General features: G+C 71.5%; 13 protein-coding genes. 8 read left to right on the plus strand and 5 right to left on the minus strand.

From position 1 onward, the window contains the following. Nucleotides 1–164: 164 nt before the first annotated feature. A complete protein-coding gene (locus tag HCN51_RS20585) occupies nucleotides 165–1,154 on the minus strand; it encodes a proline dehydrogenase family protein (protein WP_240973035.1) in 990 nt (329 codons plus the stop codon). A 154-nt stretch (nucleotides 1,155–1,308) separates the two neighbouring features. Between HCN51_RS20585 and HCN51_RS59555 the strand changes: the two genes are divergently transcribed. Together HCN51_RS59555 and HCN51_RS20590 are read left to right on the plus strand one after the other, a co-directional pair. Further along, nucleotides 1,309–1,953, plus strand: a complete 645-nt coding sequence (locus tag HCN51_RS59555; RefSeq protein WP_240973036.1) for a hypothetical protein — start codon at nucleotides 1,309–1,311, stop codon at nucleotides 1,951–1,953. Then, nucleotides 1,898–2,590 (plus strand): prolyl oligopeptidase family serine peptidase, encoded by a 693-nt coding sequence (locus tag HCN51_RS20590; protein WP_346433724.1) that lies wholly within the window; start codon nucleotides 1,898–1,900, stop codon nucleotides 2,588–2,590. Before HCN51_RS59555 ends, HCN51_RS20590 begins: the two co-directional genes overlap by 56 nt. A gap of 140 nt (nucleotides 2,591–2,730) precedes the next feature. Here the strand turns inward: HCN51_RS20590 and HCN51_RS20595 are convergent, their stop codons facing one another. Then, nucleotides 2,731–3,678, minus strand: a complete 948-nt coding sequence (locus HCN51_RS20595; RefSeq protein ID WP_168011144.1) for a quinone oxidoreductase family protein — start codon at nucleotides 3,676–3,678, stop codon at nucleotides 2,731–2,733. Nucleotides 3,679–3,768: 90 nt separating this feature from the next. On the opposite strand from HCN51_RS20595, the gene HCN51_RS20600 reads away from it, so the two are divergent. Together HCN51_RS20600 and HCN51_RS20605 are read left to right on the plus strand one after the other, a co-directional pair. Next, nucleotides 3,769–4,224, plus strand: coding sequence for a MarR family winged helix-turn-helix transcriptional regulator (locus HCN51_RS20600; protein ID WP_168011145.1), 456 nt, complete (start codon nucleotides 3,769–3,771; stop codon nucleotides 4,222–4,224). Between the two features lie 275 nt (nucleotides 4,225–4,499). After that, entirely contained in the window at nucleotides 4,500–5,054 is a 555-nt protein-coding gene (locus tag HCN51_RS20605; protein WP_168011146.1) for a calcium-binding protein, read from the plus strand. A 127-nt stretch (nucleotides 5,055–5,181) separates the two neighbouring features. Here the strand turns inward: HCN51_RS20605 and HCN51_RS20610 are convergent, their stop codons facing one another. Continuing rightward, nucleotides 5,182–5,508 carry a hypothetical protein gene (locus tag HCN51_RS20610; RefSeq protein WP_168011147.1) on the minus strand — a complete coding sequence of 109 codons (327 nt, stop codon included), beginning with the start codon at nucleotides 5,506–5,508 and terminating at the stop codon, nucleotides 5,182–5,184. 131 nt (nucleotides 5,509–5,639) lie between these two features. Beyond that, nucleotides 5,640–6,818, minus strand: a complete 1,179-nt coding sequence (locus HCN51_RS20615; protein ID WP_168011148.1) for a DUF1684 domain-containing protein — start codon at nucleotides 6,816–6,818, stop codon at nucleotides 5,640–5,642. Between the two features lie 271 nt (nucleotides 6,819–7,089). On the opposite strand from HCN51_RS20615, the gene HCN51_RS20620 reads away from it, so the two are divergent. The 3 genes from HCN51_RS20620 to HCN51_RS20630 all read left to right on the plus strand — a co-directional run bounded on the left by HCN51_RS20620 (nucleotide 7,090) and on the right by HCN51_RS20630 (nucleotide 11,694). Next, complete coding sequence (locus HCN51_RS20620; protein ID WP_168011149.1) at nucleotides 7,090–8,025, plus strand: TIM barrel protein; 936 nt, start codon at nucleotides 7,090–7,092, stop codon at nucleotides 8,023–8,025. 99 nt (nucleotides 8,026–8,124) lie between these two features. Beyond that, nucleotides 8,125–10,395 (plus strand): hypothetical protein, encoded by a 2,271-nt coding sequence (locus HCN51_RS20625; protein ID WP_168011150.1) that lies wholly within the window; start codon nucleotides 8,125–8,127, stop codon nucleotides 10,393–10,395. Between the two features lie 120 nt (nucleotides 10,396–10,515). Then, a complete protein-coding gene (locus tag HCN51_RS20630; protein WP_168011151.1) occupies nucleotides 10,516–11,694 on the plus strand; it encodes an alpha/beta hydrolase family protein in 1,179 nt (392 codons plus the stop codon). A gap of 114 nt (nucleotides 11,695–11,808) precedes the next feature. Here HCN51_RS20630 and HCN51_RS20635 read toward each other — a convergent pair whose 3' ends face one another. Beyond that, nucleotides 11,809–12,138, minus strand: a complete 330-nt coding sequence (locus HCN51_RS20635; RefSeq protein ID WP_240973037.1) for a winged helix-turn-helix transcriptional regulator — start codon at nucleotides 12,136–12,138, stop codon at nucleotides 11,809–11,811. Nucleotides 12,139–12,271: 133 nt separating this feature from the next. Here HCN51_RS20635 and HCN51_RS20640 point away from each other — a divergent pair. After that, a partial coding sequence (locus HCN51_RS20640; protein ID WP_168011153.1) for an NADP-dependent oxidoreductase occupies nucleotides 12,272–13,166 on the plus strand: 895 nt, incomplete at its 3' end.

The following is a 13,166-nucleotide window of genomic DNA, read 5'->3' on the forward strand; positions in this document are numbered from 1 at the left end:
CGTGATCACGGGTGAGTATGGCAGGCGGGTCCGACATCGGCTGCACCGTTCAGCGCCATGCCGTGGCCGCCGTGTTGTCGAGCAGGGCGATGCGGATCTGCTTGCGGGAGGCGATGCCGAGCTTGGCGAAGACCTTGCGCAGATGCGTCAGAGGGCGAGAGGCGTCAGGGCTCAGCAGTCGTGACCGCCCCGCAGGCGAGGCCGCCACTGGTCAGTTCACTGCCTGCGCGGGTGGCGTCGATCAGGGCCTGCAGCAGGCGGAGCGGGTCCTCGGCGACGCGGTTGCAGACGTACAGCCACCACTGGGTGCCGAACACGATGTACTGCCTGGTGGGATGCCCGCGGTCGCGCATCGCCGCCAGCCGGCCGGCGTCGAGCCCCAGCAGCGTCTCGACCTCGTACGCGCCGGTGCCCGGCCGCATGTGCGGCTGCAGCTCGGTCAGCAGGTCGGGGTCGTGGGTGGCGATCGAGCAGAGGTGGCCGTCGTCCAGGAGGCGGGTCGCGCAGGCGAGGAACGCCGCCCGCAGCTCGCGGCTGCCGCGCGGGTAGGCGACGGACTCGGGTTCGAGGTAGGAGCCCTTGACCAGGCGGATGCGGCCGGGCCGCCGCAGCAGGCGGGGCAGGTCCTCGGCGGTGCGGTGCAGGCGGGCCTGGATGGTGACGCCGACGTGGCCGAAACGCTCGCACAGGCGTTCGTGGGTCCACAGGACGAGGTCCGTGCGGTCGGACCCCTCCATCGAGATCATCATCTCCTGGCCCGCGGCGGCGGTGGCCTCGGCCAGCCGGGTGGCGTTGGCCAGCCCCAGCTCGCGGTCCACCACGGAGCCGATGTGGGACAGGTCGAGGGACACCGAGCAGTTCACCCCGCGGGCCGCGGCCTGCCGTGACAGGTCCAGGAAGACCTCGGTCTCGGCCGTGGCCAGGCCGGCGTCCCGGCAGCTCTCCCCCATGTAGTCGATGGTGGCGGCGCTGCCCTCCGCGTTGAGCAGGGCGGCCCGGCCGAGCGCCTCGTCGATGGTCCGGCCGCCGACGTAGCGTTCGGCCACCCGCCAGGCCAGCTCGCGCAGTGCGGGGTCCGCGGCGACCCGGTCCTTGAGAGCTTCGTCCAGAGCCAGGGCGCGCATCGTCTCGGCCGCCTGCTCCGTCACATTCATGATCATCTCCTTTGTCACGCCCGAGACTCTATCAACAACGAACATTTTTTTAGAAGGCGGGCGGGTTTCTTCCCGATGGGCGGCTGGGGCGATCGGGGACTACTAGGCTGCGCCCGTGGATCATCAAAGGCGCGGGCGAGGCACGGGGCGGCGCATGAGCGACATCACCGAGCCCCCGATCGCCCGGGTGGACGTTGTGCGCGAGACCCTCCACGGCATCACGCTCGAGGATCCCTACCGGTGGATGGAGGCCGGGGGCGAGGAGTTCCACCGCTGGCTGGACGGCCAGGCCAGGCACGCCCGCGAGCACCTGGACGCCCTGCCGCACCGCTCCGGCCTGCTGGCCCGGATCCGCGAGCTGGGCGGCGCGCTCATGCGGTACTTCGGCCTCGCGATGGCGGCCGGCAGGGTCTTCGCCCTGGTGCGCGAGCCGGGCGCCCGCGTGCCGGTGCTGACGGTGACCGAGGCCGGCGGTGTGAGCAGGGTCCTGTTCGACCCCGGCGCGGTGCGCGGCGATGGGCCCCACGCCATCGACTGGTACGTGCCCTCCCCCGACGGCAACCACGTCGCCTGCGCCGTGTCCGCCCCACTCCCTCCGGGACACCGGGCTGGCGCCGCGGTCGCCGGTGGACTTCGGCGACGTGCACGCCCGCACCCTGCACGTGCCCGCGCGGGACGGGACGCCGATCCCGCTCACGGTCGTCCATCACAAGGACCTGAAGCTGGACGGCGACAATCCGGCCGTGCTCACCGGCTACGGCTCCGGCGGGCTCATCGACCTGCCGGAGTTCCGTCCTGAGCTGCTCGCCTGGTACGAGCTCGGCGGCGTCCACGCCGTCGCGCACCTGCGCGGCGGTGGCGCCTACGGCTGCGAATGGCACGAGGCCGGGCGCGGCGCGCGCAAGGAGGCCACCATCACGGACTTCATCGACTGCGCCGACCATCTCATCGCCCTCGGCTACACCCGCCCGGGGCGGCTGGCCGGCCAGGGCTCCAGCGCCGGCGGCATCCCCACCGGCGGCGCGCTGGTGCGCCGCCCCGACCTGTGGGCCGCCATGGCGATCCAGGCGCCGACGGTGAACGCCACGCGGAACGAGTTCACCGACAGCGGGCCGATCAACGTGCCCGAGTTCGGCAGCGTCACCACCGAGGAGGGCCTGCGTGCCCTGCTGATCATCGACGCCTACCTGCGGGTCCGGGACGGCGTGCGGTACCCGCCGGTGCTGCTGACCGCCGGCCTGCGCGACGCGCGGGTGCCGCCGTGGCAGCCGGCCAAGCTGGCCGCCCGCCTGCAAGCGGCCACGGCCTCCGGCCGGCCGGTGCTGCTGCGCGTCGAGGAGCACGGCGGGCACGGCGCCGGTTCGACCAGAGAACAGGAGCAGGCGCTGCTCGCTGACGTGCTGGCTTTCGTCCTGCACGCCTCCAACTCTCTATGAGAGCCGTCGGCGGGCCGTTGTTCCAGGCGCCCCAGACCCTGGCCGCGGCCATGACCACGGCGGCGGGAGCGGCGCCCAGCAGCGGCGGGCCGGCCGTCAGCACGCCGGCGGGCACCGGGCGGGACATTGCCTTCAGCCGGTCAGCTGACGCGGACGACGCTCTTGCCTTGGGTGGTCCCGTCGGCCAGGTGCGCGATCGCGGTCCCGACGTCGGCGAGGGCGTATTCGGCGGTGACGTCGATCCGCACCGTCCCGTCGGCCACCAGGGCCATGGCGCGGGCGGCGCTGCCGGCCAGCCTGCCGGGGTGGGTGCGGGCGGCCAGGTTGCTGTTGTAGGTCAGCAGCGACTGGCCCTGCGTCAGCAGGTCGTTGACGGATACGGTGACCGGTTCGAAGGTGGCGATGTTGCCGTAGACGACGATCCGGCCGTGCGGCGCCAGCCGTTCCAGGCTGGCGACGCGGGCGGGGCCGCCGATCGGGTCGAGGATCACGTCGAACGTCCGCTCGTCGAGGGCGGCGGGGAACTGCTCGCGTACCAGGACCTCGTGATAACCGGACCGGCGGGCGTGGTCGATCTGGCCGGCGTTGCCGACCACGCCGACGATGCGTTCCGCACCCGCGGCAGCGGCGAACTGCCCGGCCAGCGTTCCGACTCCGCCGGCGGCGGCGTGAATCAGCACGCTGTCGCCGGGCAGCACCCGGGCGACCGTGTCGATCAGGTCGTAGGCGGTGGGGGTGACCCACCCGAACCCTGCCGCGGTGCGGGCGTCGACCTTCGCGGCGTTGATCGCCAGCATCGCGGGCGCGGTCACGACCTCCGCGTACCCTCCTCCGCCGATCAGCGCGACCACCTGCTCCCCGATCCGGGCCGAGTCCACCCCGTCGCCGACCGCGACGATCTCACCGGCCACCTCGAAGCCTGGGACGAACGGGCGCGGGATCGGGAAATGCCCCTTGCGCACCAGCACGTCCCCGTATTGCACGCCGGCGTAGGCGACCCGGATCGCGACCTCGCCCGGGCCGGCCACGGGATCCGGCACCTCGGAGAGCTGGAACGCGTCATCGGCGCCCAGAACAACAGCCTTCATTGAATTCAGCCTTCTGTCTCGACTCAGTATCCTGATACCGCAGGACCATAATCAGTCTCAGGATGCTGAGTCAACTTAGGGAGCTGTTTCATGAGCGACGTGCCCGTCGAGGAATACGTGTGCACCCGCATCCGTCGCGCGGAGCAGGCGCTGATGGCCCATCACGAGTCGGTGCTGCGCGGCTACGAGCTGACCATGACCCAGTACACGGTGCTGCTGACCCTGTCGCGCGGCGGCGGCATGTCGGGGGCGCAACTGGCCCGCGCCTGCGGAGTCACCCAGCAGAGCATGGCCACCGTCCTGACCGGCATGCAGAACAAGGGGCTCATCAACCGGCAACCGTCCCCGGTGCACGCCAAGGTCATGATCGCCACCCTCACCCCGGCGGGCCGCAGCCTGCTCGACCGCGCCTACCAGGAGGTCATCGTGCTCGAACGCGCCCTTACCGACCGGTTCACCCCGGATGAGCGCGAACTGTTCTGCGAGTTCCTCGACCGCGCCACCGCCACCCTCATCGAGCAGACCCCCACCACGCGCGCCCACTGACGAACACCCGCCCCCCCAGCGGGCGGGGAAGCGCAGGACGCGGTCGCCGCCACAGCCGCGGGGTGCTGGGCGAGCTGATCCGCCGCGAGCCGTTCACGGCGGTGCTTCGGCCCACCGCCTGATCACGCCGTGGGCCGTCCGGCAGTTCCCGACCGCACTGTCCGACCGTGTATTGCGCCGCAGAACGCGCACGGACCCTCGCGCTTCAATCGGTGGGCACGGGCGACGCCGCGAAGAGGCCGCCCACAGACATCACCGATCACAGGAGGATCCCCATGGGGAACCGTATCCGCGCGACGCGAACCACCGGGCTGCGCGCGCTTCTCGTCGGCACGGCGATGGCCGTGCCGCTGCTCGCCTTCACCGGCCCCGCGCACGCCGCCGGCACCGTCAGCAACAGCGGCGAGCGCTTGGCCATCACTTCGACGACCACGAACAACGCCATCACGGTGAGCGTGTCCGGCTCGAACATCCGGGTCACCAACACCCTCACCACGCTCTCGGCGGGCGGCTCGTGCGTCCAGGTCAACGCCAACACCGTGGACTGCGCGGCGTCCAGCGTCAGCGACCTGACCGCCAACCTCAGCTCCGGCACCGACCTGCTCATCAACAACACCGCGCTGCCGTCGCTGGTCTTCCTCGGCTCGGGCGGCGACATCTTCCAGGGCGGCTCCGCCCAGGACCTGGTCAACGCCGGCAGCGGCAACGACACCCTGACGGGCAACGGCGGCAACGACACGCTGCTCGGCGGCCTCGGCTCCGACCGCGCCACCGGCGGCGCCGGCACCGACAGTTGCACCGCCGAGGTCGAGGTCACCTGCGAGTCCTGACCGGGCGCGGGCCTCACGGCTCGACGCGGCGCCTGCCCTCGCGTCAGCCAGGCCATCACGGTGGCGTGGCGGGGCGTTTCTTGGGGGCCCGGCGGTTCGCGGACCCCCACGGAACAAGGTCGCGACATCAGCCCAGGTAGGCGTCGAGAGCTCCGCTCACGTGGGCAGGGTAATAGGCCCGCAGCTCACGCCGCGCCTGGCGGCGGCTGCGGCGGCGATCCTCTCGGGAGGTGTAGGTGAACTCCCGGTGCCCGGCATTGGTCTCGCGGATGAGCACGTGATAACCGGGCAGGCCCCAGTAACAGCCGTTCGGGCGCCAGCCGGCGCTGTCGGCGGTGATCTCATCCGGCAAGGTGCACGGTCCGAAACGATGGTCGTGCCTGGGCACGCCGGTCGTCGGCGGCGCGTCGGCCATGCGCACCCACCAGGGCCGGGTCTTGTCGGTCTTGCTCATACGGTCACCTTTCGGCTCCGTGACGCCCCGGGTTGGGGCTGTCACTAGATCGGGTGCACCGTGATCACCTCCGACTTCACATCTGACGCGGGACCGCGCGCGACAACGCTCGGCAGAACGTGATCTCCACCCTAGCGCGAGCGGTGGGCGTCCGCGGGGATGAAGTTGGCGTACTCCTCGATCCGGTCGATGAGTCCGTCCTTGAAGCGGAAGTACATCGCCGCCTGCACCTCGCCGACGGGCCCGTCAGCGTTGGTGATCCGCAGGACGTGCTGCTGGAGCACCTCGTCCGCTTCGGTGAACTGGCGGATGACGTCGTACCGCAGCGACGCCTGCGCCGCGGGGCCGTCCTTGAGCATGGCGAGGTTCTCGTCGATGGTCTGCTGTCCCTTGCCGTCGTTGTGCCAGACGGTCGCGGTGTCCGTGCACAGCGCACGCATCCCGGCGTAGTCGCCGGCTTCCAGCCGGCGCAGGTAGCGGATGGCGGCGTCTTTGACGTCGGTGCTCATGGCCTGCCGTGTCCCTTCGGGTTCGCTGTGAACAGGTGCGCGCTCACCCGCCGATACGGGCACGGGCAAGTGGTTGCCCTCCGGCGCCAGCGGGCACGGGAAGGCGCGGGAGAAGACGTGCAGGGGAAGCACGGCCTGGTTGAAATCGACCCGGACGGTGTCACCCTCCACCGGCGGCAACACCACCCATCTGCCGATCTCCGGCGTCTCGGCTCCACTGGTGGCGTCGGTGAACACCACCAGCAGGTTGCCGGGGAACGTCTCGATCACCGTCAGAGAGTGCTGCCGCCCCGCCAGGTCGAACACGAGGTCGGCGGGCGCCGGGAGAACGTGCCTGGTGGGCGGATCGGTCAGCCGCTCGATCTCCACCTCCCGTCCCGGCGTCCTGCGGTACTCCGCATCGACCACGTACGCCGGATCGACCGGGAACACCGCGATCTCCCGCAACCGCGCCAGTGACGGGACGGCGGGGTCCCATACGGTCAGCCCGTAGATCCCGTCGCCCCCGGAGACGGCCACCGTGCGCTCACCTGGCAACCGCAGGCTGCTGCCCCCGGTCAGCGTGACCGTGCCATCGACCGGGCGGCCGTCCAGCGACACCCCGTCCGCACCGGCCGCGGTCAGCTTCAAGCCGTCCGAGCCGCTCGCGTCCCACCGTCCGGGCACGCCCTCGACCGTCTGCGCCGACCCGGTGATCGTCGCGAGCCGGACCACCCCGGCCTTCCCGAGATGCCCGGCGATCTCGTCCCAGCGGCCACGCCGCCACGCCTCATAGTCCGCTTCCGCGCGTTTTTCGAGCATGATCGGACAGTAACCGCGCACCTTGCGCTTCGGTCAAACCCCGTTGCCAATCGGCAACAAAGCGGCGACGGCGAAGCTGCCGGTAGGCGATGCGGAGGGCCTCGATATTCTGGCTCGCGCGACAGAAGATCATCCAGAGACGGGGTGTGGCCGGCCCGGAGCCTCGGGGAGCGCGAGGGTTCTTTCCGCGCGCCGGGCCTCATGGTCTCCGGTGTCACACGCCGGGATGAGGACAGGTTCCGAAGGCCGACAGGGGAGGTGCCGGAAGCCGGTGAGCAGGCAGGTGAAGGTGTCGATGGGCACGTGGAGCACGTCGTTCGGCATGGAGCGGCCGGCCGGTCTGGAGCAGACGCTGAAGGTGGCCGCGGCGTTCGGCTTCGACGGCGTGGAGCTCGCGGGGTTCGCCGGCCATGTGATGATCGAGCGCTATGCCGAGCCCGCCGCCCGTCGCGCGCTGGCGGTCATGCTGGACGACCTGGGCCTGGAGCCGGTGCTGCTGGCGCCGGCGCCGCATGGGCCGATCGCCGGCCTCCCGCCCTGGCCTGTGGCCGAGGACGGCGAGGTCGTCGCGCTGCACGAGAAGTGGTGGGCGGAGTTCTTCGGGCTCGCCGCCGAGCTGGGCATCAGCAGGATGCGCGTCGATCCCGGGATGCGTGGTCCTCTGCCCTACGGCGTGGATCATCGCCGGGTGTGGGACGGCGTGGTGGGGATGTTCGGCCGGCTCGCCGAGCGGGGGGCGGACAGCGGTTGTTCGGTGTTGTGGGAGGTGGAGTCGGGGCAGCCGTTCAACAAGCCGAGCCAGATCGTCCGGTTGCTCGACGACGTCGGCCATCCCAACCTCAGCCTCCTGTACGACACGGGCCACTTCCACGCCGCCGCGGTGAGCGGGCACAACCAGGTGCAGCCGGAGGAGGTGCTGCCGGGCGGGCAGGTGGAGCTGGTGCGGCGGCTACGCGGCCGCATCGGGCACGTGCACCTGTGCGACACCGACGGTGATGTGGCCCGCAATCTCTTCTCGCGGAAGATCGGCTTCGGCAAGGGCATCGTGGACTTCGCGGAGCTGCTGCCCGTGCTGGCCGACTGCTATCAGGGGGAGTGGTGGTGCGTCGACGTGATCCCGTTCGGCTCGGACGTGTGGGGCGACCTGTGGGACGGGCGCGCCTTCGTCCATGACGTCGTGGCCCGTCACGTAGGTGCGGCGACCTGACTGTGACGCGGGTGCCGGGAAAGCCGGCGCTTGATCAACTTGATCGGGGATCTGTAGGGTTGGGGGCTTTCCTCCCCACCCCCCACCCGGGAGCGCCTCATGCGCCGCCATCGTTTCGGCCGGCTCGCCGCCGGTTTCGCGGCCCTCTACCTGGCCGCCGTGATCGTGCTCGCCGCCGTCGGACTGGCCGGCGGCGACTTCGTCCCGCTGTGGCGGGTCGTCGCGGACCCGGGCGGATACCTGGCGGACGAGATCGGGGCGTGGCCGTGGCTGCCCGCCCTGCTGGTGCCGATCGCGGCGGTGCAGGCGTGGGCGTATCGGGAGGTGTTGCGCGGGCGGCTGCGCGGGGAGCCGGCGCGGCACGGCCGGGAGGTGCGGCTGCTGCGGGTCGCTCTGTACGCCATGGCCGGGTACGTCCTTATGTGGCGACTGCCGATCCCCTACCTGTGGTGGACGTCGCCGGTCGCCGCCGTGATCGAGCTCGTGGCGATCTGGCTGTTCTTCCGCGTGCTGCGGGGCTCCACCCGCCGCTGGCCACGGGTGCTCATGCTCGTGACCGGCACGCTCAGCGTGGTGCACGACGTCGTCACCACCCTCGCCTACCAGACGGACACCTTCCTGTTCGCCGGGCAGGACTGGACGTGGGCGCTGGACGTCCTGTGGTCGGTGTGGCTGGTGTCGCTGCTGGTGGCGCAGGCGCGGGATCCGCGCTGGAGCGGCGCGACGGTACGGGCCGGCGTGCTCGCGGTCCTGCTCTCGCTCCTTTCGTCCGGCTCGGTGTCGATCGTGGCGTTCGGCAGCTCGGACGCGGTGCCCTGGAAGCTGCTGATTCCCTCGCTGCTCGGCGCGGTTTCGGTCTTCTCGCTGGTCTGGTGGGCGCGGTCGGCGCACGACCTGGGCACGCTCCAGCCTCCCCCGCGCCGGACGGAGCCCGTGCGGGCGCGCGCCAGGTGGTGGCCGCTGCCGGCCGTGGCGATCGTGCTTCCGCTGGTCCCCGCGGCCGTCAACCTCGCGCGGGGAGTGCCGTTCTGGCTCGGGCCGAAGAACGTGCTGGGCGACGCGGTACGCGAGTACACCGGGGCGCAGGCCACCGCGTACTGGGTCGCGCTCGACCTCCTCGTCGGCGTCGGCGCGCCGGCGGTGCTGATCCTCATCGCGGTACGGCGGCGGACGCGCACGTTGCTGCGCGCCACGACGCTGAGCCTGTTCCTGCTGGGCGGCGCCGGCGCCGTGAGCGCGTTCACCTCGCAGCACTCCGCCTTCTTCGGGGAGCTGTGGCTCTATCCGGAAAGCCTCTACCTCCAGCCGGGCGCCACCGTCCCCTACGAGGGCGCCCAGCTCCTGTCGCCCGGCATCTCCCCGCTCTGGTACGCCCTCGCGCTCACCGCTTCCGGCCTCCTCCTGCTCCTGCTGTACGCCGCCCCGCCCGCCCACCGCGTCCGTCACCACGTCCTGCTCGCGGCGCTCGCCTCGGCCATGGCCTTGTGCCTGCTGCCCGCGGCGGACCTGGCCCGCGGCCCCGCCACGGACTGCGTCCTGCCCGAGCCGTGGGAGATCGACATGGGTGAGGCGGAGCCGCGCGAGCTGACGGCCGAGCAGCAGTTCGTGTGCTCCCTGCGCGGGAACTCCGGCGCGCAGGGGGCCCTGCACGTGTTCCCCGACACCACGCCCGACCAGGTCGTGCTCGCCTACGGGCGCCGCCTGTGCGGCGTCCACACGCGCAACGACCCACGGGAGCTGGCCCGGCTGAGGATCGACCGCGCGTCCCTCGCCTACCCTCTGGCCGGTATCTGTCCCAGCGCCGCCGCCATCGTCCAGGCCGCGAGGGACAAGCAGGACCAGGAGATCGCGGCGATGCAGGCCGACTCCCAAGCCTTGTGCGACGCCACGCCGCGCCACCGTCCGCGCATCAAGCCGGCCCGGGCGATCCGGATCAAGGAGCCGCAGTGGACCGACTACGGGGTGCTGCAGACCTATGAGGGCGGAGAAGAGGAGGAGACCGAGCCGGACATGGACCCCGGCAACGGGCTGGTCTCCTCCGCGCGCGGCACCCTGGCCGTCATGACCCACCCGGACTTCGACCTCTGCGTCACCCTGGAGACCTACACCCGGCGGCCGCCCGTCGAGACCAAGGGCTGGGACAAGGTGGTCGAGGTCGGCTACGACAGCCCCGGCGGCGAGATCGTCTTAGCCGACACCCTCAGCGGCACCGAGCTGCCCAACCTCGCCCTCAACGGGCGCAAGGGGCACTACCGCATCCGCGTGCACCACGCCTGGTTCCCCTGGAAGGGCGAGGAGCAGAGCGGGCAGCGGCTGCTCATCATGGCGTATCCCGGCAAGGGCGACAAGGAGCTCGTCTACCGGAAGTGACCTGGTGGTAAGGCCAGGTGGCACGTCACGGCAGCATCTCCAGAGATCAACCGTTCGGCCGATGGGGTCATGGACTCGCGGCCGATGCCGGCGGCGATCCGGCACCACAAGATCGACTCCATGGCACACGACAACCCCTTCCGGGCGCGGAGAAGGCCGATCCTCCTGGCCGCCGCCGCGGGACTGCTCGCCCTCACGGCCTCCCTCGTCTCCGCCCCGGCCCCCGTAGCCGCCGCGGCACCCGGCACGCCGTACCTCCCGAAACCGACCGGCCCCTACCGGGTCGGCACGACCTCCCTGCACCTGACCGACACCTCCCGCCCCGACCCGTGGGTTCCCGCGGCCAAGGCCAGGCAGCTCATGGTCTCCCTGTGGTACCCGACCGCGGCGCGTGCCGGGCGGCGCGCGCCGTACGTCACCCCCAGGGAATCCGAGCTGCTCCTGAAGGGCTCGGGAATCAAGGAGCTGGAGAACGTACCGCCCAAGGCACTCAGCCGGACGCGGACGAACGCCCTCACCGACGCCGAGCCGTCGGGACGCCGGCGCAGCCTGCCGCTCGTGGTGCTGTCGCCCGGCTTCACCTGGCCGCGCAGCTCCCTCACCGGCCTGGCCGAGGACCTGGCGAGCAGGGGATACGTGGTGGCCGGCATCGACCACACCTACGAGAACTTCGCCACCACCTTCCCTGACGGACGGGTCGCCACCTGCGCCGCCTGCGCGCAGGTCAACGACGACGACTTCGGCCAGAAGGTCGTCCGGAGCCGGGCCATCGACATCCCCTTCGTGCTCGACCAGCTGACCGGCCCGCACGCCAAGTGGAAGGGCGGCGCGCTGATCGACCCCGCCCGGATCGCGATGGCGGGCCAGTCCATCGGAGGGGCCGCCACCCCGGAGACCATGGTGCGGGACGCCCGGGTCCGTGCCGGGATCAACCTGGACGGCAGCCTGTTCCTCCCCATCCCCGGGACCGGACTGGCGCGACCCTTCCTGCTGATGGGCGCCCCCTCGGGTGACAGCACCTGGAAGCGCGACTGGGAGCACCTGACCGGGTGGAAGCGCTGGCTGGTGGTGAAGGGGGCGCTGCACCCGTCCTTCACCGACTACGACATGCTGCTCCAGCAGCTCGGCGCGGATCTCGGCGGCGGCCTGAAGGGAACCCGCTCGCTGGACCTCACCCGCCAGTACGTCGCCGCCTTCTTCGACCTGCACCTGCGCGGCAAGCCGCAACCCCTGCTGGACAAGCCTTCCCCGCGCTACCCCGAGGTCCGATTCTGCGCACCGCCGACCAGGAACTGCTGATGCTCCAGACGACGGCCGGGGGCCGCGCCTGCGCGTCCCGTACCGGCACGACCTGCCATGGGGACCCCGCCCCGACCGCCGTGCGGATCGTGGTGTTCGCAGGGCGGTGCGGAATCAGCCGTGACCGGCGACCGGCCCGGAATCGGCGTCGAGCGCGTCGAGGACCGCGTCGCCGTTCTCCTTCGCCCACTCGGTCAGTACGTGGATCGGCTCGATCAGCGTCGCCCCGAGGGGGGTGAGCTCGTACTCCACGCGGGGCGGCACCTCGGCATACGCGTGGCGGCGGACGAGGCCGTGCGACTCGAGCCGCCGAAGCGTCTGCGTGAGCACCTTGCGGGAGATACCGCCGATCAGCTCGACCAGCTCGCCATGGCGCACCGGGCCTTTGCTGAGGCCGTAGAGCACGACCACCGTCCACTTGTCGGCGATCAGCTCGACCGCCATGCGCGCAGGACAGTCGGCGAGAAAGGGATCGCCGGGACCGAATCCGCTCATGGCGCCAAAGGTACCTGCTGGTTCCTGTCGGACACCTAGCCTGGGTTCTCTCCCCCTCTACTCCTTCGAACTCAGGAGAGTCATGCGAGTCATCACCCAGCAGGCACTCGGCGGTCCCGAGGTGCTCACCATCGTGGACGCGCCCGAGCCCCGGCCTCTGCCGACCGAGGTTCTCGTCCGGGTCAAGGCGATCGGGCTGAACCCGCTGGAGGCGCGCCTGCGCGCGGGGGAGTTCCCGCTGATCGGCGAGCCGCCGTTCATCCTCGGCTGGGACATCAGCGGCGTGGTCGAAGAGGAGCCGCGGACATGGCGGTTCAGGCCCGGCGACGAAGTGTTCGGCATGCCGCTCTTCCCCCGGGCCGCCAACGCGTACGCCGAAGTCGTGTCTGCTCCGGCGCTGCACCTGGCGCGCAAGCCCGCGTCGCTCTCGCACGCCGAGGCCGCGGCGTTGCCCGTCGTCGGGCTGACGGCGTGGCAGGGCCTGGCCGACCTCGCGGGCGTGAGCGTCGGCGACCGCGTCCTGATCCACGGCGGAGGTGGCGGGGTCGGCCACGTCGCCGTCCAGATCGCTCAAGCGCTCGGCGCGTACGTGATGGCGACCGCCGGCCCAAGCAAGCGGGAGTTCGTCGAGGGGCTCGGCGCCGACGAAGTGATCGATTACACGACGGTCGACTTCGCCGAGGTGCTCCGCGACGTCGACGTCGTGTTCGACACGATCGGCGGCGACACCGCCGAGCGGTCGCTCGCGGTGCTCCGCCCCGGAGGGCACCTGGTGACGGCGGTCGCCGAGGAGGACTCCGAGCTCGTCGCCAGGTTCGAGGCGGCGGGCATGCGCTTCAGCGGCATCGCGGTCGACCCGGATCCGGTCGCCCTGCGACGGCTCGTCGAACTCGTCGAGCAGGGCCGGCTCCGGGTCCACGTACAGGAGACGTTCCCGTTCGAACGCGTCGCCGACGCGCACCGGCTGCTCGACGGCG

The organism is Nonomuraea composti (assembly GCF_012034275.1).
Classification (GTDB): domain Bacteria; phylum Actinomycetota; class Actinomycetes; order Streptosporangiales; family Streptosporangiaceae; genus Nonomuraea; species Nonomuraea composti.